The organism is Natrinema gelatinilyticum, assembly GCF_024266705.1.
Classification (GTDB): Archaea; Halobacteriota; Halobacteria; order Halobacteriales; family Natrialbaceae; genus Natrinema; species Natrinema gelatinilyticum.
Genome location: NZ_CP100757.1, coordinates 1,501,212 through 1,521,659, shown reverse-complemented (window position 1 = coordinate 1,521,659; position 20,448 = coordinate 1,501,212). Strand labels below are relative to the sequence as shown.

At 63.8% G+C, this 20,448-nt stretch carries 17 protein-coding genes and 2 pseudogenes; 9 read left to right on the top strand and 10 right to left on the bottom strand.

Annotated elements, in window-relative coordinates:
• Positions 1 to 69 precede the first annotated feature (69 nt).
• Together NJU76_RS25230 and NJU76_RS25225 are read right to left on the bottom strand one after the other, a co-directional pair.
• A complete protein-coding gene (locus NJU76_RS25230; RefSeq protein WP_254533158.1) occupies positions 70 to 1,089 on the bottom strand; it encodes a glycoside hydrolase family 88 protein in 1,020 nt (339 codons plus the stop codon).
• 411 nt (positions 1,090 to 1,500) lie between these two features.
• Positions 1,501 to 1,812, bottom strand: a complete 312-nt coding sequence (locus NJU76_RS25225; RefSeq protein WP_254533157.1) for a pyrimidine/purine nucleoside phosphorylase — start codon at positions 1,810 to 1,812, stop codon at positions 1,501 to 1,503.
• 100 nt (positions 1,813 to 1,912) lie between these two features.
• Here NJU76_RS25225 and NJU76_RS25220 point away from each other — a divergent pair, with 100 nt between their 5' ends.
• From NJU76_RS25220 to NJU76_RS25205, 4 genes are read left to right on the top strand one after another with little or no spacing between them, the layout of a single operon-like run.
• Positions 1,913 to 3,010 (top strand): Glu/Leu/Phe/Val family dehydrogenase, encoded by a 1,098-nt coding sequence (locus NJU76_RS25220; RefSeq protein WP_254533156.1) that lies wholly within the window; start codon positions 1,913 to 1,915, stop codon positions 3,008 to 3,010.
• Between the two features lie 21 nt (positions 3,011 to 3,031).
• A complete protein-coding gene (gene pdhA / locus NJU76_RS25215) occupies positions 3,032 to 4,132 on the top strand; it encodes a pyruvate dehydrogenase (acetyl-transferring) E1 component subunit alpha (protein ID WP_425604321.1) in 1,101 nt (366 codons plus the stop codon).
• Position 4,133: 1 nt separating this feature from the next.
• Positions 4,134 to 5,129 carry an alpha-ketoacid dehydrogenase subunit beta gene (locus tag NJU76_RS25210; RefSeq protein WP_254533154.1) on the top strand — a complete coding sequence of 332 codons (996 nt, stop codon included), beginning with the start codon at positions 4,134 to 4,136 and terminating at the stop codon, positions 5,127 to 5,129.
• 1 nt (position 5,130) lies between these two features.
• Positions 5,131 to 6,720 carry a dihydrolipoamide acetyltransferase family protein gene (locus NJU76_RS25205; protein ID WP_254533153.1) on the top strand — a complete coding sequence of 530 codons (1,590 nt, stop codon included), beginning with the start codon at positions 5,131 to 5,133 and terminating at the stop codon, positions 6,718 to 6,720.
• A 27-nt stretch (positions 6,721 to 6,747) separates the two neighbouring features.
• On the opposite strand, the gene NJU76_RS25200 is transcribed toward NJU76_RS25205, so the two are convergent.
• On the bottom strand, positions 6,748 to 7,512 hold the full coding sequence (locus tag NJU76_RS25200; RefSeq protein ID WP_254533152.1) for an IclR family transcriptional regulator: 765 nt from the start codon (positions 7,510 to 7,512) through the stop codon (positions 6,748 to 6,750).
• Positions 7,513 to 7,867: 355 nt separating this feature from the next.
• Between NJU76_RS25200 and rdfA the strand changes: the two genes are divergently transcribed.
• The gene (rdfA, locus tag NJU76_RS25195) at positions 7,868 to 8,485 is read left to right on the top strand and encodes a rod-determining factor RdfA (protein WP_254533151.1); all 618 of its coding nucleotides are present in this window, start codon (positions 7,868 to 7,870) and stop codon (positions 8,483 to 8,485) included.
• 73 nt (positions 8,486 to 8,558) lie between these two features.
• Here the strand turns inward: rdfA and NJU76_RS25190 are convergent, their stop codons facing one another.
• Both NJU76_RS25190 and NJU76_RS25185 read right to left on the bottom strand, forming a co-directional pair.
• On the bottom strand, positions 8,559 to 10,499 hold the full coding sequence (locus tag NJU76_RS25190; RefSeq protein WP_254533150.1) for an archaea-specific SMC-related protein: 1,941 nt from the start codon (positions 10,497 to 10,499) through the stop codon (positions 8,559 to 8,561).
• A gap of 1,144 nt (positions 10,500 to 11,643) precedes the next feature.
• A pseudogene (locus NJU76_RS25185) lies at positions 11,644 to 12,182 on the bottom strand (winged helix-turn-helix domain-containing protein); the annotation flags it as partial.
• Positions 12,183 to 12,743: 561 nt separating this feature from the next.
• Here NJU76_RS25185 and NJU76_RS25180 point away from each other — a divergent pair.
• From NJU76_RS25180 to NJU76_RS25170, 3 genes are all read left to right on the top strand, one after another.
• The gene (locus tag NJU76_RS25180) at positions 12,744 to 13,913 is read left to right on the top strand and encodes a thiolase C-terminal domain-containing protein (RefSeq protein WP_254533149.1); all 1,170 of its coding nucleotides are present in this window, start codon (positions 12,744 to 12,746) and stop codon (positions 13,911 to 13,913) included.
• Complete coding sequence (locus NJU76_RS25175; protein WP_254533148.1) at positions 13,910 to 14,374, top strand: Zn-ribbon domain-containing OB-fold protein; 465 nt, start codon at positions 13,910 to 13,912, stop codon at positions 14,372 to 14,374. Before NJU76_RS25180 ends, NJU76_RS25175 begins: the two co-directional genes overlap by 4 nt.
• A gap of 236 nt (positions 14,375 to 14,610) precedes the next feature.
• Positions 14,611 to 15,798 carry a pyridoxal phosphate-dependent aminotransferase gene (locus NJU76_RS25170; protein ID WP_254533147.1) on the top strand — a complete coding sequence of 396 codons (1,188 nt, stop codon included), beginning with the start codon at positions 14,611 to 14,613 and terminating at the stop codon, positions 15,796 to 15,798.
• Positions 15,799 to 16,059: 261 nt separating this feature from the next.
• Here the strand turns inward: NJU76_RS25170 and NJU76_RS25165 are convergent, their stop codons facing one another.
• Entirely contained in the window at positions 16,060 to 16,593 is a 534-nt protein-coding gene (locus NJU76_RS25165; RefSeq protein WP_254533944.1) for a transposase, read from the bottom strand.
• The gene (locus NJU76_RS25160; protein WP_254533146.1) at positions 16,590 to 17,099 is read right to left on the bottom strand and encodes an IS630 family transposase; all 510 of its coding nucleotides are present in this window, start codon (positions 17,097 to 17,099) and stop codon (positions 16,590 to 16,592) included. Before NJU76_RS25160 ends, NJU76_RS25165 begins: the two co-directional genes overlap by 4 nt.
• 88 nt (positions 17,100 to 17,187) lie before the next feature.
• Here NJU76_RS25160 and NJU76_RS25155 point away from each other — a divergent pair.
• A pseudogene (locus NJU76_RS25155) lies at positions 17,188 to 17,680 on the top strand (amidohydrolase family protein); the annotation flags it as partial.
• 27 nt (positions 17,681 to 17,707) lie between these two features.
• Here NJU76_RS25155 and NJU76_RS25150 read toward each other — a convergent pair.
• Genes NJU76_RS25150 through NJU76_RS25140 form a run of 3 tightly spaced genes read right to left on the bottom strand, consistent with a single transcriptional unit; the run spans position 17,708 to position 20,407 of the window.
• Complete coding sequence (locus tag NJU76_RS25150) at positions 17,708 to 18,049, bottom strand: Zn-ribbon domain-containing OB-fold protein (RefSeq protein ID WP_254533145.1); 342 nt, start codon at positions 18,047 to 18,049, stop codon at positions 17,708 to 17,710.
• On the bottom strand, positions 18,046 to 19,185 hold the full coding sequence (locus NJU76_RS25145) for a thiolase family protein (RefSeq protein ID WP_254533144.1): 1,140 nt from the start codon (positions 19,183 to 19,185) through the stop codon (positions 18,046 to 18,048). Before NJU76_RS25145 ends, NJU76_RS25150 begins: the two co-directional genes overlap by 4 nt.
• 16 nt (positions 19,186 to 19,201) lie before the next feature.
• Positions 19,202 to 20,407 (bottom strand): CaiB/BaiF CoA transferase family protein, encoded by a 1,206-nt coding sequence (locus tag NJU76_RS25140; protein WP_254533143.1) that lies wholly within the window; start codon positions 20,405 to 20,407, stop codon positions 19,202 to 19,204.
• Positions 20,408 to 20,448 lie beyond the last annotated feature (41 nt).

The window sequence follows — 20,448 nt, the reverse complement described above, 5'->3', positions numbered from 1 at the left end:
ACGTCTCCGAATCGTGGGCAGCGACAAAGAGTTAACGGTGAGGCGGCCAAACGGCCCCCTCGAGCGGTTTTAGCCGTGGAGCTGCTCGGCCGCCAAGAGGAACCAGCCCTGGCCATAGGAGGCGACTTCGAGGGGGACGTCCGGGCCACCCGGCGGGACTGCGACGCGGGTCACCGCACCCTCGTCGTCGATGACGCCCTTGCAGACCTCGAAGGCGCGCTCGGCGGCCTCGACGTAGCCCTCGTCTGCGCCGAGCAGCCCCTGCTCGACGCCCTTGTGGAAGGTGTACGCGAACTGGAGGGTGCCGGAAGCCTCCTTCGCGGTCCACGGATCGTCGGGGATGTGATGCCAGAAGCCGCTCGCGTCCTGCAGGTCGAGCATGGCAGCGCAGACCCGCTGGAAGCTATCGACCAGGGTGTCGTAGTTCTCGTGGTCGTCGGGGACGTACTCGAGCATGTTGAGGATGCCCGCAGCGGCCCAGCCGTTACCCCGGAGCCAGAAGGTGCTCTCGGGGTAGGTATTTGGCGTCTCACGCCACTCGTGGCGAAAGAGGTCCTCGTAGGGGTCCTGGAGCAGCTTCTCCTGGGCGACGACGTGGTCGATTGCCTCCTCAAGCGCGGCCTCGTCGTCCGTCACATCGCCGTAGCGCGCGAGTGGTAGTGCGACCAGGTAGATGGAGTCGACCCAGAGTTCGATGGGTTCCGAGGCGAAGGAGATGGTCCCGTCCTCGAGCCGCGTGGCGTCCTCGAGCAGGAACTCGACCTGTTTCCGCGCGGCGTCGAGGTACCGTTCCTCGCCGGTTCGCTCGTAGAACTCCAGGCAGCCGTTGACCAGGGCCGACGACTCCGACTGAGCGCGGGCACCGTCATCGAGCCACGGCTTCGGGTCGTCGTAGCCGAGCTTCCCTTCGCTGCCTTGGAGTTCGATCTGTCGGTCAATGAGGTTCCGCGCCGCTTCGACGAACTCCGACTCTCCGGTCGAGATGAGGCCGTCGATGGCGAGCGACATCTCCCAGTCCTCGCCCTGCATGTCCCGATGGTACGTTTTATGCGCTACACGTTCGACTACCGCCGCCGTCGCGTCATTCATGAGTCAGTGGTTTTCTCTCCGCCCGCGATAATAAGCGTTCGCCCCGTGAGGCTGGACAAGCGGCCGTCACCGGACCGAACGCCGAACCAATGAAAGTCACTCTCCCACCCTCCGCAAGATATGCGAACACGTAGCAATGAAGGAGGAATTGCTCGCGTCGGTCTTTCTCGACCGCGCTACCGACCTGGTGTCGACAGGGCGACCGCGTGGCGGTCCTCTTGCAGAACACCCACTGGTTCCTCGAGATGCTGTACGCTTCGACCCAGCTGGGCGCTATCCAGGTAGCGCTGAACTACCGGCTGACGCCCGACGACTATGTGACCGGCGAGGTGTGCACACCGACGGCAGCTGGCTCGCCTTCGGCTGGGGCTCGAAAGGGCGGTAGCGACAGATACCGGTGTGGACCCCGACTCAGCGGTAGGTACAGCAGTAGTCCACGACCGTCTCGACGTCGAGGCCGAACGTAGTGTCCGACGGGACGGTGAACACGTCGCCGGCCTCGTAGCTGTTCACGTTGCCGTCGACGTCGACCGTGAGTTCCCCGGCGACGATCTCTATCTCCTCCTCGTCGTCGGTCTCGAAGGTGTACCCCCCGGGGAGCATGATTCCCAGCGTCTTCCGCTGGCCGTCGGCCGTCTCGACGTCGCGGCTGGTGACCTCGCCGTCGTAGTAGATATTGGCCTGCTTTCCGATACGCGCGTCCTCGAAGTGCTCGTCCGTCATCGACAGGAATAGCGACCGTCAGCGGGATAAATTTTCCGCGATCGCCCGCAGAACCACCGAAAGCTATAACGGGGTGCCTGGGCAGTTCAATAGTATCGCCATGGGTGACTTACACCAGCAGATGGGCAGATACGGACACAACGAGGTAAAGTTCTTCAGGGACGACGCGACCGGCCTCCGCGGCATCATCGGCATCCACGACACGACTCTCGGTCCGGCCGCCGGTGGGACGCGCCGATACGCCTTCGAGTCAGAGGAAGAGGCCCTCGAGGACGTCCTCAGACTCTCTCAGGCGATGACCTACAAGTACGCCATCTCGGGTATCAACATGGGCGGCGGCAAGGGAGTCATCTGGGTCGAGGATGACGACCACGACAGCGAGGACCTCTACCGGTCGTACGGCCGCATCGTCGACAGCTTCGAGGGCCGGTTCGTTACGGGCGGTGACGTCGGGACCGACGCCAAGGAGATGCGCTGGATCGGGATGGAGACCGACTATATCATTGGGCTACCCGAGCAGTTCGACCACCCCGAGGGCTTCCACGGGGGCGGCCTGGGGGTGCTCCGCGCGATGGAGGCCTGCTGTGACCTCGCCTACGACGGCGACCGCAACCTGAGCGACCTGCACGTCGCCGTCCAGGGGGCCGGCGATATGGGTGCAAGCCTCATCAAGTACCTTACCGACCACGGCGTCCAGGTGACGCTCGCTGACGTCGATGAGGCGCAGGTCGACTACATGGAGGACGAGTATGGCGTCGGCTCGGTCGACCCCGAGGACGTCTATGACGTCGACTGTGACGTGTTCGCGCCCTGTGCGCTCGGAATGATCCTCAACGATGACACCATACCGAGGTTGGAGTGCGACATCGTCTGCGGCGCGGCCAACAACCAACTCGACGATGTCGAGCGTCACGACGAGATGCTCCGCGAGGCGGGCATCCTCTACGCGCCGGACTACCTGGCCAACTCCGGCCGGACCATCGATGACACGGACCTGCTCCGGAAGGGCGGCTACAAGCACGACCGAGCGCGGGCGATGATCGACGACATCTACGACCGCATGGTGACCATTGGGGAGCGCGCCGAGCGCGAGGACCGGCCGACCCAGACCATCGCAGACGAGATCGCCGAGGAGCGCATCGAGGCCATCCAGCAGTCTCGCTCGAAGGTCTACGAGCGCCGCCAGCCGGACTGGTAACGACGGACCACATACATTACCATGAGCAAATCGATACGCAGAGACATGGACGTGCAGGTACTTGACAAGGACGGGTCGGTGCTGCCCGACGCAACCGTCCCCGACCTCGACGACGAGACACTCGTCGATATGTACGCGCAGATGCGGCTGTGCCGGTCGTTCGACGAGCGGGCGGTCAGCCTCCAGCGCCAGGGCCGCAGCGGCACCTACTCGACGATGCTGGGCCACGAGGGGTCGCTTGTCGGAAGCGCCTTCGCACTGTCCGAGGAGGACTGGATCGTGCCCTACTACCGCGACCAGGGCGCGACGGTGACCCACGGGCTCCCGCTTGAGAACATCCTGATGTACTACATGGGCCACGAGCAGGGAAGCGTCATCCCCGAGAACCTCAACGTGATGCCCATCTGCATCACCATCGCGGACCACATCCCCCACGCGACGGGCATCGCGTGGGCCTCGAAGCTCAAAGGCGAAGAGAGCGCAACCGTCTGTTACTTCGGCGATGGCGCAACCAGTGAGGGCGACTTCCACGAGGGGCTGAACTTCGCCGGCGTGATGGACACGCCGAACATCTTCTTCTGCATGAACAACCAGTGGGCCATCTCGACGCCGTTCGAGCGGCAGACCGCCGCCGACACCATCGCCCAGAAAGCCCAGGCGTACGGGTTCGACGGCATCCGCGTCGACGGTATGGACCCACTGGCGGTATACACGGTGACCCAGCAGGCCCGCGAGAAGGCGCTCGACCCCGGCGAGGACCAAGCTCGGCCCACCCTTATCGAGACGCTGTTGTACCGCATCGGCGCGCACAACACCTCCGACGACCCCACGGCCTACCGCGAGGACGAGGAGGTCGAGGAGTGGCGCGAGCGGGACCCGCTGCCGCGGTTCGAGACGTTCCTCCGCGAGCGGGGCCTACTCGACGACGAGGCGATAGACGCCATCGAGGGCCGCAACGCCGAGCAGGTCGAGGCTGCCGTCGAGGCCGCGGAGAACGTGACGATAGCCCCTGACGAGATGTTCGAACACGTCCACGCCGAACAGCCGTGGAACGTCGCCGAGCAACAGGAATACCTGCGTCGCCTTCGCGAGGAGTTCGGCGATGAAGAGCTGGTGGACTGATATGAGCACGGACAACACGGCACCTGAACGAACACTCGTCGAAGCGGTAAGCGACGGACTCCACACCGAGATGGAGCAAGACGACAGCGTCGTCGTCCTGGGCGAGGACGTCGGCGCGAACGGCGGCGTCTTCCGCGCCACGGACGGCCTCTACGACCGGTTTGGCCGCGATCGCATCGTCGACACGCCCCTGGCTGAGTCAGGGATCATCGGCACCGCGGTCGGGCTCGCCGCCAACGGTATGCGTCCGGTTCCGGAGATCCAGTTCATGGGGTTCGTCTACCCCGCGTTCGACCAGATCGTCAACCACGCTGCACGCCTGCGCACCCGGAGCCGCGGCCAGTATACCTGCCCGCTGACCGTCCGGGTACCCTTCGGCGGCGGCATCCGCGCACCGGAGCACCACTCCGAGTCCAAGGAGGCCTTCTTCGTCCACGAAGCCGGCCTCAAGGTGGTCGTTCCCTCGACGCCGTACGACACGAAAGGCCTGCTCGCGTCGGCCATCCGCGATCCCGACCCGGTGATCTTCCTCGAACCGAAGCTGATCTACCGGTCGTTCCGCGAGACGGTCCCCGAAGAGCCGTACACGGTTCCGCTGGGCGAGGCCGCCGTCCGTCGTGAAGGTGAGGACGTTTCGGTGTTCACCTGGGGCGCGATGACCCGCCCGACGATGGAGGCCGCTGAGAACCTGGACGCCGAAGGGATCGACTGCGAGGTGATCGACCTGCGGACCCTCTCGCCCATCGACCGGGACGCTATCGTCGATTCCTTCCGGAAGACCGGGCGGGCGGTCGTCGTCCACGAGGCGCCCAAGACAGGCGGGCTGGCTGGCGAGATCACGGCGCTTATCCAGGAAGAGGCGCTGCTTTACCAGGAGGCACCGGTCACCCGGGTCACGGGCTTCGACGTGCCCTACCCGCTGTACGCCCTGGAAGACTACTACTTGCCGGAGGCCGCCCGCATCGAGGACGGCATCCGTGAGACCGTCGAGTTCTAACATGACGGTCGAGTTCGTACTCCCCGACGTGGGCGAGGGGCTGACCGAGGCGGAGGTCGTCCGGTGGCTCGTCGAACCCGGCGATCCGATCGCCGAGGACCAGCCCGTCGTCGAGGTCGAGACCGACAAGGCGATCGTCGAGGTGCCTGCCCCCGTCACCGGGACCGTGCAGGAACTGCACGCGGAGGCCGGCGACGTCGTCGCCGTCAGTGACGTCCTCGTCACGTTCGCGACGGACGGCGGGGATGCTGACGCAGCCGAAGTGGACGAAGCGGTCACCGCTACGAGCGACGATACGCGCGAGAACGGCGGCCGCGGGACGGCCACCAACGGCCGGACGTTCGCCCCGCCTCGCGTGCGCCGGCTCGCCCGCGAGCTGGGCGTCGACCTCGGGTCGGTCGCCGGCTCCGATGCGGGCGGGCGCGTCACCGAGGGCGACGTGCGCGCGGCGGCGGACGACGCGGACGACGGTGACACGGACGCTGCACAGGGCACGGCAGGCCGTGAACCGAGCGACGACGGCGCGGCAGTGGAATCGATCCCCGCAACGACCGCAGGGCAGTCGAGCGCGACTGGCTCGCAGCCTGCGTCCGGGACGGCCCCGACCGACCGCGAGCGGACGCTGGCTGTGCCGGCCACTCGCGGGCAAGCTTACGAGCTGGACGTCGACCTGAACCGGGTGCCGGCGGTTGAAAAGCAGAACGGTGAGGCGTTCGTCACCGCCGAGGCCGTCCGGGAGTTCGCCGCTGGCGACGGCGCTGCCCAAGCGAGCGAGGGCGACGCCGGAGCGGCGGCGAGCGGATCGGCGTTCGCCACGGCAGGCGGGTCGGCAGCGGCGCCGAGCCCCGACGAGGGACCTGCGGCCGGGGACCGCGTCCTGTACGAGGGCGTCCGGCGGACCATCGGCGAGCGGATGGAGCGCTCGAAGTTCACCGTCCCTCACGTCACTCATCACGACGAGGTGGACGTGACGGAGCTTGTGGCGACCCGCAAGCGACTCCGCGAACGGGCGACCGAGCGTGGCGTTGACCTCACCTACATGCCACTGATCCTGAAGGCCGTCGCCGTCGCGCTGCGGGAGTTTCCCCGCTTCAACGCGCGCCTCGACGAGGAGGCCGAGGAGATCGTCCTACTGGATGAGTATAATATCGGCGTGGCCACCGCGACCGACGCCGGGCTCATGGTGCCGGTCGTTGAGGCTGTCGACGAGAAGTCAGTGCTGGAAGTCGCCGAGCGGACGAACGAACTGGTCGAGAAGGCCCGCGACCGGACGATCGGCCACGACGAGCTCCAGGGTGGGACGTTCACCGTCACCAACTTCGGCGCCGTCGGCGGCGAGTACGGGACGCCGATCGTCAACTACCCCGAGACCGCGATCCTCGGCCTCGGGACTATCAAGAAGAAGCCCAGGGTCGTCGAGACCGACGGGGCGGCCGACGGCAACGGCGTGAGCGGCGAGGTCGTCCCCCGGCACGTCCTGACCCTCTCGCTGTCGTTCGACCACCGGGTCGCCGATGGCGCGGACGCGGCCCGGTTCGTCAACGCCGTCAAGGCATACCTTCGGGACCCCAACCTTCTGCTCCTGGAGTGATCCGTCCGACATTGTCGGACGGGGCCGTCAGGAGTACTTTAGCGCGACTTCGATCTTGTTGGCCGTTCGCTTGACCAGCTCCGGCACCTCCTCGGTGAGGCGGTCGCCGCGCATCTTGCTGGCGAGGCCGGAGACACTGACGGCCGCCAGGCGGTCGCCGCCGTCGGCGTTGACCGGCGCGCCGACGCACTGGATGCCCTCCGCGCGTTCCTGGCGGTCGAGGGCGTAGCCCTGCTCGCGGATCGTCTCGATCTCCTCGAACAGGCGGTCCGGATCGGTGATCGTGTACCGAGTGATCCGCGGGAGGCCGACCTCGTCGACGATCTCGCGGATCTGATCGTCGGGCATCTCCGAGAGGATGGCCTTCCCCAGGGCGGTCGAGTGTAGCGGTGTCCGGAATCCGGGGTACGTGTCGAGCCGTGCGGCGTCAGTGCCCGTGCTCTTGTAGATGTAGACCCCTCTGCCGTGCTCCTCGATCATCAGGTTCGCGTGGTCGCCCGTTTGCTCGGCCAAACGGTCCAGTTCCGGCTTCGCGATCTCGTAGACGAGCATGTTTTCGCGCTCGTACTCACCGAGTTCGAGGAATTTCGTGCTTATACGGTAGCTGCCGTCCAACTTGACGACGTACTCCAGGTCGTGCAGTGTCCGCAGGTGATCATGGACCGTGCTCTTGGGCGCGTCTAAGTGGTCGGCTAACTCGGTCACGCCGGCGCCGTCGAGCTCGTGAAGGAGTTCGACGACGCGGAAGCTCGTCCGTGTCGCCTTGATGTTGACGGGATCATCGGTCGCCATACCCACCGTATTGGGCCGGCCCCATCATAAATCTGTCCGGTATCGTCGGACCGATTGCTGGTCCACGCAGTCACCCACCCACTGGAGATTGAGCGATTTTCCGGAAATTCGGCCACGTACCGTGCCATAACTGGGTTTCCGATATCTAGTTGACCGACCTATCAGCACACGGGGAACCTCGAGACTGTCCAACGCGTTCGACATCGTCGGACAGATATGTCGCTGTGAAACCGTCACCGCAGGACTCAGCCAGCGAGGACCCGAAAACCATCCGTCTGGGGTTTTCGGGACAATCGCGCCTGGACTGTACGAGCCAATGCTTTAGTAGTGCAGGTGAGTACGTACCCGCATTAAAATGACGCGAACAAACGCTGGAGTGGATGAGCCGACTTACAAGGCAGGAAAAGTCATCGAACGCTACGACCTCAAGGGGATGGGTGAGCGGCTGGAGCGGCGCTGGCTGGGCGTTGACGGCGAGGCCCATAGCCTCCGCAAGCTGGCAGAGGAGTTCAACCTCGCCGTCCTCGAAGCGGCACTCCGGGCGAGCGGCGATCAGCCACTCACCGGGGAGGTCGAGACCGCCTACCGCGCGCTCGTCGACGAGGACGTGAGCAGCGGCGACCGAACGCAGGTTCGCCGGACGCTTGAGCGCAACGGAATTGACGTCGACCGCCTCGAAGGAGACTTCGTCACCCACCAGGCGATATACACGTACCTGACCAAGGGCCGGGGTGTTAGCAAAGAGACCGGCAACGCCGACCAGGTCGAGTCGGCCCGCGGTACCATCAAGCGCCTGCAGAGCCGGCTGAGCGCGGTCACGGAGACCTCCCTCTCACAGCTCCGCGACGCGGGTGTGATCGCCCTCGGCAAGTTTGAGGTACTGATCACAGTCGACGTAGTCTGTACGGATTGTGGCGCGCACAGGTCCGTCACGGAACTCCTCGACGAACAGGGCTGTGAGTGCGACGTGTAAGCTGCCGTCGGGCGACGGGGCCATTACATCACTACAACCGTAATGGGATGCCAGCGTCACGCGGTCGGTGGCATCAGACGGCCTCGACGTAGTGGTAGTCCTCCGAGAGTGCGGCGGCGTCTTCGGGCAACAGGGCGACGATAAGGTTGTCGGCGTAGTTCTCGAGGTACTCGATGAGCGTGGCGATTCGGTCCGAGTCGATGGCTTCCAGGGAGTCTAGCATGATGAACGGCACCTCCTCGTAGACCTCGTGGGTGAGGTAGCCAGCAAGCGAGAACACGAGCCCGGTCACCTCGCGTTCGCTCTCGCTTAAGTGGTCGACCGTGTCCTCGTAGGTCGCCCCCGACTCGGAGGTCCGAACGAGGTGGAGGTCGAACACGCTCTTCTGGACTTTCCGGCGTCCCTCACGGACCTTCTGCTCCTTGCGCTCGATCCAGATCCGCTCGATGTTGCCGTACTCGAGGACATTGAGGACGTTGTCCATGTGGGTGTTGAACTCCTCGATCGCGCGCTCCTCGATGCGCTCGACGTGTGTCCGGAGGTCGGCCAGTTTCTCTTTGATGTGGGCGCGCTCAGCCTCGAGTTCCTCGCGGCTGTCGAGGCGCGCTTCGATCTCTTCGAGGCGTTCGTCCACTTGGTCGCGCTCGGACTGGTATTGCTCGAGTTCGAACTCGAGCTGGTTGGCCTCCTTGTGCCGACCGAGGATCTTGCTTTCGGTCTCGTCCTGGAGGGCTTCGACTGTCTCCTCGAGATCTGTGACTTCCGCTTCGTACTCCTCGCGGTCCTCAGTCAGGCGCTCGATCGAGTCCTCGCGGTTGTCGATCTCCTCCGCGATCTGGTCGAGCTTCTGCGTGATCTCCTCGCGGCGCTGCTGTTCGTTTCGGTACTCCTGCTGTTTGGCCTTGAGGTCGTCTATCTCTGCGTCGATCTCGTTGCGCTCCTCGAACTTAGCCTGGCGGAGCGACCGGAGCTGGTTGACAGTCTCCTCGATCTCGGCCATCTGAACGTTCGATCCGCATGTCCAGCAGGTTACTGACTGCTGGTCGTCGAGGAGTTTATCCGTGACGTCGCCCGAATCGCTGTTCTCCGTGAGCGCATCAATGATGTCGTTGTCGCCGTCCTCGAGCATCTCCTCGTTGAACGAGACGACATTCTGGAGCTCGGAGATGGTCGAGTCTAGTTCCTCCATCCGACCACGCAGGCGCTGAAGCCGGGCGTTTATCTCGTTTATCTCGCTCTCCGGGGCCTCTGGGAGCGAGTCGAGGTCGTCCTCAAGGTCCGCCTTGTCCTCGCGTAGGGAGGCGAGGCTCTCGCGCTCGATTTCGATGTTGTGACGGACGTCTTCGAGGCGCGAACGGGCCGACTGCAGGTCGCTCATGTACTCCTCGAGTTCCTCCGTCTCCTTGCGAGTCTCCTCAACGCTGCCGTCCGCGGCCTCGATCTCCTCGCGCTTCGCCGTCAGTTGCTCCTGTGTTTCCTCAATCCGAGAATCGATCTGCTGGCGCTCACTTTCGAGTTTGGTCTGTTTGTCGGCCAGCGAGTCGATCTCCTCCAGTTCCTCGGTTATCCGCTTTTTTTCGTCGAGGAGCTGGTCGATGCGCCGCTGGATTTCGTCGGTGTCGACCGGCCGCATGATTATTTCCCGGAGGTCGGCGCCCTGTTCGACGGCTCGGCGCGCCTCGTTGTCCTCTAGCAGCGCCGCAAAGAGGTCCATGATCTCTGGGTCCGAGAGGTACGGGTCTCCGCCGGTAACGACCCGCCCGTTCTTGCGCTTCAGTGTCCGCGTGTAAGTCTTATCGTCAACCGTCAGCTCAACACTCCCCTCATCCGCGTCGCCCTTGAGCACGGTTTCGTTGCCCCCCAACGCGACCAGTATCGCCTGTAAAAACGATGTTCGGTTCGTCGCGTTCCTCCCGGAGAGGACGGTTACTCCCGGAGAAAGATCGACGTGCGTCTCGTCGATTCCTCCGATATTCTCGACTTCGACATTCACCCTTGTCCTCTCTTTTTGCATGCCTCCTGGTTTGGGATTGGCATGTATAGTCCTTGTTGTGTTCATACGCAAGGTCAGTCCTTGTTGTGTTCATACGCAAGGTCACGACCCGTCAGGGGAACCTCCGCCAACCGGAACGTCGCCGCCGAGCGGCCGCAGTGGCCCCAAGGCGGGCGACCGGAATTCGCCTATCATGTCCCGGTATGGACCGTCCGGCGGCTGGGCCATACCATCTCTAGGAATGGATCCATAATCCGAAAGGAGGGTCCGTAACCCGACCTAACCTTTGTTAATGCACATTAATATACGGAATTCCGGCACTGTCTAGTTCCTTGACTTCGCACGTTAGACGGACATACCCTCAATCTGGTGCGTTAGCTCGTTGATACTACGGTTTGGACTGGTGAGTGCCCAAGAGGAAAGGGGTTGAACGCTCTCGCAGAAGGATCGTTTGACGTCGGTACGGAGTGGACCTGCGTGTGCGAGAACCGTTCCAAGGGCGCTGTGTACAGCACCGAACTCGAGAAGACTGTATGCCAGCATCAGTAGGTGTCAGTTGGAGTGATCGGGGTTTGGTTTGAATACTCGTTTCGGAAGCGTTCGCTCGAGTTGCCGGATTCGAATAGCGTACCGATGCAGCCACGATTCAGAAGTGACGCAGACCATTCACACTGGCATCTGCGGCATGCTGTAATTCGCAGCCTCGAAAACCAAGATCCTGCCTGGTCCTGGTATCCCTAAAGAACGACTCCACTCGCCATCTCATCGAGTTGTACGCGATGAGATGGGGTTCACTCGTCCGTCGAGTTTGCGCTCGTAGACACGATCGGCCTCGCGGAGCAATCAGCCTCATGGCAATTGATCGCCGCAACGCCGCAAGCGTCATCCGCGTGCAAGGGACAACACACGTGAGACCAGCGCGTTTTGTGCGTCCCAGCTGCTAACATCTTTTTGGGTTCAGCTCGTTCGTCGGGAGACAGATCGACAGCAAACTGGTGGGTTCGCGGCATGATTGATTTCAGAACACATCTGAATACTACTGAAACGATGTCCGAGATATCCTGAACGGTCTTGGTTTGGTGTTTCTGCCTCGTCGAGAAACACTCGGACTGGTCGATCGAATTACACTTACAGACATAAGTGATTAAATCTATATGAGGATCGTGTCGTCGTCCAGGTCGTCGCGCTTTTTTGACTCCGTCTTGCCAGGCCTCTTGGGCCCGTTCGTCAGACGTGTGAAACTTTGGCCGGACTGTCTTCTAGGACAGCCCGGTCTCGAAGAGCAATTGACGGACGTGGCGGTCACGGTATTCTACGTCGAACTTGTCACGAAGGTACGCGCTCGCGACCGGAACAGACCACGTAGGCGCGTCAAACCCAACCCAACGTTCTGCGGAGACTTGTGGAGTGACTTGTCGAACTGTTCATGCTTTTCAGAGAGTTCAGACGGTCTACCGGAACGGTGGTCATCGTAGACGACGTCCTCGAACGGCTCGCTGACGATCCGTTCGAGTCGGTCAAGCCACAGTGAGAGCCATCCAGCGGTGTACCGATAACGTTCAGCGATCTCTTTCAGGGTAGCACTATCCTCCTCGAGGTAGTTGGTCGCCGTCATCAGCCGCTGTGCTGGCTTCTTTCCCCGTCCTCTGCGAGCACGTTGTGGAGGCCGTCGGTAAATACGTTGTCGAGAGTAGGCGAACCGATATGAGACACTCTTGCTTGAAAAAAATTTAGCCACTAGCATCAGTACACGACAAGAACAACGTGATCGATAGCCTCAACAGTTCACGTGGTCTCTACGCGCTCTAACAGCATAACGTGCGAAATCAAGAAACTATACAGCGCCGATCGAGCGAATTCACTGTGAGCGGACGAACCGCCGTAGCTGGCCCCACCCAGGATTCTCGACGCGGCCCGACCTATCGACGCGCGGACGTGACACATCGCTGGCGTTCGTGACAGTGTGTCCGACGATGTCGGACGCGTTTTGCGACCGGTCGAGGGGCCGGTGGCTGCCCGTCCCCATAGCGTCGGGAGTGGGGAAGGACTCCATACCCGGGTAGTGTATCACTCCACCAATATAATATAATATAATATAATATAATATAATATAATATTGATAAGATTTTGGGCGGGCACGTCGAGACGGGTGGTCCGGGCGTGCTCCGAGACGTGGGCCGGCCGGGGAGATGTTGGACGGCGAGTGACGGCAGAAACGGGCAGGCGAGACAAAGCCTATTAGCGTCCGTGGCAAACAGAGGAGGAATGACACAGCCAGTCATCGCAGCGGTTGGGGCTTCCAAGGTCGACGACGCGGACCTCCCGGGACGCGACCTGTTCTCGGTGGCACTGGCGGAGGCCTTCGACGGCCTCCCTGACCCGGCGTCGCTGGTAGAGGCGTTGTACGTCGGCAACCAGTCCGAGCAATACGAACACCAGATTATGCAGGGGACGTTGCTGGCTGAGTGGGCCGGGCTGCGCAACGTCCCCGCCGAGCGCGTTGAGGCGTGTGCCGCCGCGGGCGCGCTCGCCCTCCGCCACGCGGTCAAGGACGTCCGAAATGGCGAGCACGACGCTGTCCTAGCCTGTGGCGTCGAGAAAATGTCCGCCGGGGGGACCGGTGGCACGACCGACTCGCTCTCGGCGGCGTTCGACCGCCCGCTCGAGCAGCGCTCAGGCGTGACCGCGCCGAGCCAGTACGCATTGCTGGCCCAACGATACCTCCACGAGACCGATGCGACTGAGCGCGACCTGGCCGAGATCGCCGTCAAGAACCACCGGAACGCGGTAGCGAACCCGCGCGCGCAGTTCCGCAAGGAGGTCGACGCCGAGACCGTCCTGGGGTCGCCACCGGTTGCCCCGCCGCTGAAGCTCTACGACTGCGCGCCGGTCGGCGACGGAGCCGCGGTCGCGCTCGTAACGACCCCCAAGGTGGCCGCCGACCTCGACGTACCGGCGGTCGCCGTGTCCGGCACTGGCGCGGCCGCGAGCAACATCGGCGTCGCCGAGCGGGACATGACCGAGGTTGAGGGCGCCCGTGTCGCCATCAACACGGCCTACGACGAGGCTGGCATCACCGCAGCGGACGTCGACATCGCCGAGATCCACGATGCCTTCACCGTCTCCGAGGCGCTGCTGGCGGAGGCGGCCGGATTCGCGCCGAAGGGGACCGGCTACCAGAGCCACCTATCCCAGGGCGAGCGGGCGAACGGCTGGACTGACGTCGCGCTCTCGACGAGCGGTGGGCTAAAGGCACGCGGGCACCCCATCGGTGCAACCGGGCTCTACCAGGCCATCGAGGGCTACGAGCAGCTCACCGGTGCGGCGGGTAAGCGGGCCCGACCGGACGCCGACACGGCGCTGCTGGTGAACGAGGGCGGCATCGCCGACGCGATGACCGTTGCCCACGTCCTCGAAGCGGAGGTGGCGGGATGAGCGACGACGACCGAGCGGGGTGTGACGGGAGTGACACTCGCGACCTCGACGCCGACAGCCCGCTGACGCTGCCCGGCTTCTTCGATGCGCTTTCTGACGGCGACCTTCTCGCCGGCGTCTGCGAGGACTGCGGCCAGGTGCTCCTGCCGCCCCGACCGGCCTGCTTTGCCTGTGGCAGTCGGGATGTGGCGCTTCGTCCCCAACCCTGCGAGGGAGAGGTCTACAGCTACACCGCGGTTCACACACCGCCACCTGCGCTGGCGGACGATGCGCCGTATACCGTCGCGGTGGTCGAACTCGCCTCTGGCGGCCGGCTGCCCGGCCGGCTCGACGCCGATTACGAGGACGTGGACATCGGCGACCCCGTCACACTCAGGACTCGAGAGCCCACCCAGGCCGAGCTATCGACTGCGCTCTCGTACGAGACCGACTGGCCGATCCACGTGTTCGTACCGCGGTGAGCGACAGCCCGCCGAGGTGATGGGAGCGTTTCGGGGGGTATCGGGTCAGTCCGCCATACGGACGGGTGTCTAGGGGATGGAATTATTTCGCAGTGTGACCATTGTCCCGGCGTGCGAGTCGTTCCGAGCGGTTGCGTGCCAGCGAAGACGGTGGCGAGCTGCGCCAACTATGTTCCGTCTCGCGGACCGCCGGCTCGTGTGGAACATTTTATTACCCCTGGGCTCGGCTCGTGGGTATGGTTGCAGGTGACGATTCGTCGAGCCGTCTCACGGAGCGGGCTAGATCTGTCGAACACTCCGCGATCCGAGAGATGTTCGAGCGAGCAGCCGAGTACCCGGACCGGGACCTGGTCCACCTGGAGATCGGTGAACCGGATTTCGACACGCCGGAACACATCGTCAAGGACGCGTTCATGATAGCGCGGGACGGCGGCACGCACTACACCTCCTCAGCTGGGATGCCCGAGCTACGGGAGGCCATCGCTGACCGGACTGGCAGCAACGCACAGTTCAACCCGGAGACCGAAGTCGCCGTCACGACTGGCGCCATGGAGGCGCTGTACCTCACCCTCCAGACGATTGCCGAGGACGGCGACGAGGTCGTTGTCCCGACTCCCAGCTGGCCGAACTACCTGACGCAGATCCGGCTCGCGGGCGCGACCCCGGTCGAGGTGGCGCTTCCAGCGTCGGACGGCTTCGACCTGGAACCGAACCGCGTCATCGAACAGATCGGCGAGAACACGGTAGCGGTCATCCTCTCGTCGCCGTGCAACCCGACGGGCCAGGTGTTCTCCCGAGACGCCGTAACCGAGGTCCTCGAGGCCGCGGCGGCCCACGGCTGTTACGTGATCGCCGACGAGGTGTATGACCGCCTCACCTACGGCGACCACTCGACGGGCATCTCGACATACGCGGACCACGACGAGAACGTGATCACCATCAACTCCTGCTCGAAGACCTACGCGATGACCGGATGGCGGATCGGCTGGCTCGCCGGCCCGGCGGACGTCGTCCAGGCAGCGGCGCAGGTCCACGGCTACACCTCGTCGTGCGCCCCCAGCGTCTCCCAGCACGCCGCTATCGCCGCGCTGACTGGCCCACAAGAACCGGCCGAGCGAATGGCGGCGGCCTTCGCCGATCGCCGGGACTACGTCGTCGACCGCATCGCCGAGATCCCCGGTATCTCAGCCCCCACGCCGGAGGGCGCAATCTACGCATTCATCGACGTCGCCGACCTGGCGGGCACGAGCGTCGAGATCGCCCATCGCCTCCTCGACGACTACGGCGTTGTCACGGCCCCCGGTGAGGGCTTCGGCGAGGCCGGTTGCGGCTACCTCCGGATCAGTTTCGCTAATAGCCGTGATCGCCTCGAACTCGGCTTCGACCGCATCGAGGCCATGGTCGAGGACGAACTCGAGGCGTAGCCGCCCCACCCTCCCCGTGGCGGACTGTGAACGCGGGATTCGACGGGTTTGCTATCGCCGGGATGCTCTCTCAGCCGTCGAGTGCCACGAGAGTCGGGAGCGGGCGATTTCGAGTTCAACCACCAATCGTTGGTCTTTCCGGGCGAGAAAGCGAGATAACGGCAGAACACGCATAGCTAGCATTGTGACACGCCCAGTTATAGGCAGAGTAGGCCGACCATCTCATAGTGATTAGGATGAATCTTTACCAGTAAGATATGGTCAGATGTTTGGTTCGTTGATCACGCTCAGTCCTCGTGGAATGTAGTCTTTCAGCGTCGAGAGATCTGGAATGAGTCGATACTTGAACCATTCCTGCAATTGGTCCCAACACCCTTCGACGGCGTTCAATTCGGGGAGTTTCGACGGGAAGTACCACACTTCGAGATTGTCGCCGCGCACGCACGAGACCGAACTGTCTCCGACAGTTTCGGTCTCGCGCTCTCCGCTCACGTGCTCCCAGAGATCCCTCGCGTAGAAGTAGCCCGCTCGGTCCAGAAATACCACTAATTCCTCACCGAACTTGTCGGACAACGTCTCTAACAGCCGAATCCCGTAGGGCCTGGTTAAATTCTCTTCTGTCCAGCAGTAGAAGCTGTCACCGTCGTCGGTGACAGCGCCCAGCACTGTCACCGACTTCCAGGAAGTTGCCGTCTCTATCGTCGGGTTCGAACCGATCGGGTACCAGCCACGCCGCTGGACGGTTCCAACGTGCTTGGTGAATTGATCGACAACAACGACGGTCTTCTCGTTCAGTTCGAGCTGTTTTTTTCGACTGTCTCTTGGAACTCGTCCTTCTCTTCGGGATCAGCCTCGTGGTGTCGAGGCCGTGCTGTCCGCAAGGACAGCCCGGCCTCTCTCAGCAACTCGTACGCGTAGTTTTCGTGGTATTCGACGCCGTACTCCTCTTTGACGTGGTGAAGCAGGAGCTTGGCTGACCACGCTTGCTGATCGTAGCCAAGTTCGGTTGGCGGCTGTTGCAACTGTTCGAATAGCTGCTCACGGTCTTGTCCCTCGATCTTTGCTGGACCTCCTGGTCGAGGAGCGTCGTAGGGGGCTTGCTCGATCGGTTTTTCCTCGAACCGATCGAGCCAGTTGCGGATCGTTTTCTCGACGACTCCATGGCGTTCAGCCAACGTATCGAGTTGATCGCCCTGCTTGCGCCCGATCGCCGCGAGAACACGTTCTCGCGGCTTCCCTTCGTCTATCTGCTCTTTGAGCTCGTAGAGTTCCTCAAGCGTAATCTCGTCGAGCCGACCCATTACCAACTCTACTACGTCTATCGGTAAATAACCTCCTTAATCACTATGAGACACTGCCGACTGATGCTCGCGCGGTATGCTACTCTTCGGAACGGTCATCGCCGGCGACGCAGAGTTGCTCGAGTAGCTCTTCGAGTACGTCCCCCCGTTAGAGGCGTCGCTGTCGTTCGAAGAGATGGAAATCGCGGCGAAACTGGGCTACCTCGAGATGATCGAGAGCGGGACGACGACCTGCGTCGACCACCTCTCGGTCAACTACGCCGACCGCACGTTCGAGGCGGCTGGCGAGACCGGTATCCGCGGGGTGCTCGGCAAGGAGTGGACCAGCGGTCACCGGCGGGCTCCTCAAGGACGCCGACGAGGGACTCGCCGAGAGCGAGCGGCTGATCCAGCGGTACCACGGGGCGTTCGACGATCGAATCCGGTACGCGGTCACGCCACGGTTCGCCGTCTCCCGTAGTGAGGTGTGTCTGCGCGGGGCCCGCGAGCACGCCGATGCCTACGACGGCGTCCGCATTCACACCCACACCAGCGAGAACCGCGACGAGATCGAGACCGTCGACCCGAGTACAGAGGTCAGAGAGGGGCGCATAGCCTACTACGAATGGTCACTCGAAGCTGCTGAGCCGCGGACCGGAGACGGCTCGCTCGCCGTCTCGAAGGACCGCGACGGCGCCGAAGCGGACGGTATCTCCGGCCGAACTGTCGTCGTCGAGCTGGGCGACGAGCGTCACGCCGTAGTCGAACCGGACCAGTCCGAGCCGGCTCGGCGAGCGAACGCCCGGCAGCGTCGCGTGGACGGTCGTCGCGGAGACGACCTCTCCCCGCCGGATCCGGTAGGTGTCGACCGCCTCGGACCGACACGTTGGGCACCGCCCGCGCGTGTAATACCAGCAGTCTCCGCACGATTCACAGGTGAACGCATGGTCGATCGGAACGTCTCGAGTCATGATCTCTGCAGAACGGTACAGACCGCGTTGTTTCCGAATCCGGCGACGTTGAGCGCGAGCCCCGTCCGCGGATCGTCGACACGTCGCTCTTCGGGGGCGTCGCCGCGCAACTGCCAGGTCAGTTCGACCACCTGCGCGACGCCGGTCGCGCCGAGGGGGTGGCCGCGGGCCTTGAGCCCGCGGCCAGGATTGACCGGCAGCCGGCCGTCGACGGCCGTACTGCCGTCTACCGTCGCTTGCCAGGCCTCGCCGCGGTCGTAGAATCCCAGTTCCTCGAGTTCAAGTAACTCGAGGATCGTGAAGGCGTCGTGAACGCAGGCGACTTCCACGTCGTCGCGCGCGACGCCGGCGGCGTCGAGCGCCCCGCGCCCGGCCCGCTCGACGCTCTCGATCTCGAGCGGACTCGATCGTTCGGCGACTGCGTGCGTGCCGGTCGCGCCGGTGATGCCGGCGATCCGAACGCCGTCACCGGCCGTTTCGAGAACAACGGCGGCGGCGCCGTCGCTCGTCGGACAGCAGTCGTACAGTCGGAGGGGGTCCGCGACGGGCGGCGAGGCTCGCGCCTCCTCGAGGGTAATCGGTTCCTGAAACTGCGCGTACGGGTTCGCCGCGGCGTTACGGTGGTTCTTGACCGCAACCCGCGCGAGCGCCGTCCGATCGACGTCGTACGTCCGCAGGTAGCGGTCGGCCGCCAGTCCCGCGAACGACGGAAGGGTCACGCCCTGCGCGTACTCCCGGTCGTGGACGAGCTGACTGATGAGTTCCGTCGCCTCGTCGGTCTCGGCCGACGTCATCGTTTCGGCGCCGACGACGAGGGCGCAGGACGACGCGCCCGCCTCGAGCGCGTGGACGGCGCGGAGGACGGCGCTCGCGCCGCTTGCGCTGGTGTTCTCGATCCGATCCACGATCGCCCCTTCGACGCCGAGGGCACCACAGAGCGCGTTTTCGATCCCCGTTCGCCCCTCGAACGCCTCCGCCGCCATGTTGCCGACGTGAACGGAGGTCACGTCCGCCGGTTCGACGGCGGCGTCGGAGAGAGCCCGCCACGCCGCCTGCTCGGCCAACTCGAGGGCGGACTCGGGACCCTCGGATTCGAACTGGGTCATTCCGACACCGGTGACAAATGCGTCGGTCATCTCGATCGGCGCCCCATCACTCCGTCCCGAACGCGCCTCGCTCCGCGAGCGCGTCCAGTTCGTCCCCGTTGTAGCCCAGTTCCCGGAAGACGTCCCGATTGTCCTCGCCCAGCTTCGGGGGCGGGGACTCGAAGCCGCTGCTCGAGCGGTCGTACTTCAGTGGGTGTTCGATCACGGGGATCTCCCCGTGGTCAGGATGGTCCATCGTCGTCACGGTGTCGCGGGCCGCCGTTTGCTCGTTGTACAGGGCCTCCTCGACGTCGTGGACCGGGCCGGCAGGGACCCCGGCCTCCTCGACGAGCAGCGCCATCCACTCGTCGGTCGTCAGCTCCGTGAACATCGCCTCGAGTTCGGCCTCGAGTTCGGACATGTGCTCGACGCGGTCCGCATTCGTCTCGAAGCGGTCGTCGTCGACGAGGTCGGGCCGATCGATCGCGTCGCACAGGCTCCGCCAGAGCTTCTGGTTGAGGCAGGCGACGTTGATGTGGCCGTCGGCGGTCTCGAACGTCTGGTAGGGGGCGAGCACCGGATCCATCGTTCCCATCCGCGAGGGAGACTCGCCCGCGAACACCTTCCCGGCCTGTTTGGTCAGCCACGGCAGCGCGGCGTCGAGCATTCCGAGGTCAATGTACTCTCCCTCGCCGGTCCATTCCCGGCGGTAGAGGGCGTTCGAGATGCCGAACGACGCCCACATCGCCGTGATGAGGTCCGTCATCGGGAGGCCGACTTTCACCGGCGGTCCGTCCGGTTCGCCGGTGACGTTCATGATGCCGCTCATCCCCTGAACCATCAGGTCGTAGCCGGGCCGCTCGCGCCAGGGCCCCGTCTGACCGAACGCGGAGATCGCGCAGTAGACGATCTCCTCGTTGTGCGAACGGATCGTCTCCTCGTCGACATCGAGCCGCTCGGCCGTCCCCGGTCGGTAGTTCTGAATGAAGACGTCGGCCTCGCTCGCGAGGTCATACAGCGCCTCGTGTCCGGCCTCGCTCTTGAGGTCGAGTTCGACGCTCCGCTTGCCGTAGTTGACGGTCCAGAAGTACGGCGACTCGCCGTCGATAAACGGCGGCCCCGAGTGCCGATTGTCATCGCCCACGCCGGGCCGTTCGACCTTGATCACGTCCGCGCCCTGATTGGCGAGCATCAACGAGCAGAAGCCGCCGGTGACGAACGTGGTTAGATCGAGGACTCTCACGCCGTCGAGAATTCGATCGCCGGTAGTCATATAGTACCACGACTGATCAGTTCAGTCGACAAAAGCCTTCC

Coding starts and splice junctions, on each gene's coding strand:
- NJU76_RS25145 (WP_254533144.1), bottom strand. CDS start 19,185: ATGACCGACGCATTTGTCACCGGTGTCGGAATGACCCAGTTCGAATCC.
- NJU76_RS25180 (WP_254533149.1), top strand. CDS start 12,744: ATGACACAGCCAGTCATCGCAGCGGTTGGGGCTTCCAAGGTCGACGAC.
- pdhA (WP_425604321.1), top strand. CDS start 3,032: ATGAGCAAATCGATACGCAGAGACATGGACGTGCAGGTACTTGACAAG.
- NJU76_RS25210 (WP_254533154.1), top strand. CDS start 4,134: ATGAGCACGGACAACACGGCACCTGAACGAACACTCGTCGAAGCGGTA.
- NJU76_RS25140 (WP_254533143.1), bottom strand. CDS start 20,407: ATGACTACCGGCGATCGAATTCTCGACGGCGTGAGAGTCCTCGATCTA.
- NJU76_RS25200 (WP_254533152.1), bottom strand. CDS start 7,512: ATGGCGACCGATGATCCCGTCAACATCAAGGCGACACGGACGAGCTTC.
- NJU76_RS25170 (WP_254533147.1), top strand. CDS start 14,611: ATGGTTGCAGGTGACGATTCGTCGAGCCGTCTCACGGAGCGGGCTAGA.
- NJU76_RS25160 (WP_254533146.1), bottom strand. CDS start 17,099: ATGGGTCGGCTCGACGAGATTACGCTTGAGGAACTCTACGAGCTCAAA.
- NJU76_RS25175 (WP_254533148.1), top strand. CDS start 13,910: ATGAGCGACGACGACCGAGCGGGGTGTGACGGGAGTGACACTCGCGAC.
- NJU76_RS25150 (WP_254533145.1), bottom strand. CDS start 18,049: ATGACTCGAGACGTTCCGATCGACCATGCGTTCACCTGTGAATCGTGC.
- NJU76_RS25230 (WP_254533158.1), bottom strand. CDS start 1,089: ATGAATGACGCGACGGCGGCGGTAGTCGAACGTGTAGCGCATAAAACG.
- NJU76_RS25190 (WP_254533150.1), bottom strand. CDS start 10,499: ATGCAAAAAGAGAGGACAAGGGTGAATGTCGAAGTCGAGAATATCGGA.
- rdfA (WP_254533151.1), top strand. CDS start 7,868: ATGACGCGAACAAACGCTGGAGTGGATGAGCCGACTTACAAGGCAGGA.
- NJU76_RS25225 (WP_254533157.1), bottom strand. CDS start 1,812: ATGACGGACGAGCACTTCGAGGACGCGCGTATCGGAAAGCAGGCCAAT.
- NJU76_RS25220 (WP_254533156.1), top strand. CDS start 1,913: ATGGGTGACTTACACCAGCAGATGGGCAGATACGGACACAACGAGGTA.
- NJU76_RS25205 (WP_254533153.1), top strand. CDS start 5,131: ATGACGGTCGAGTTCGTACTCCCCGACGTGGGCGAGGGGCTGACCGAG.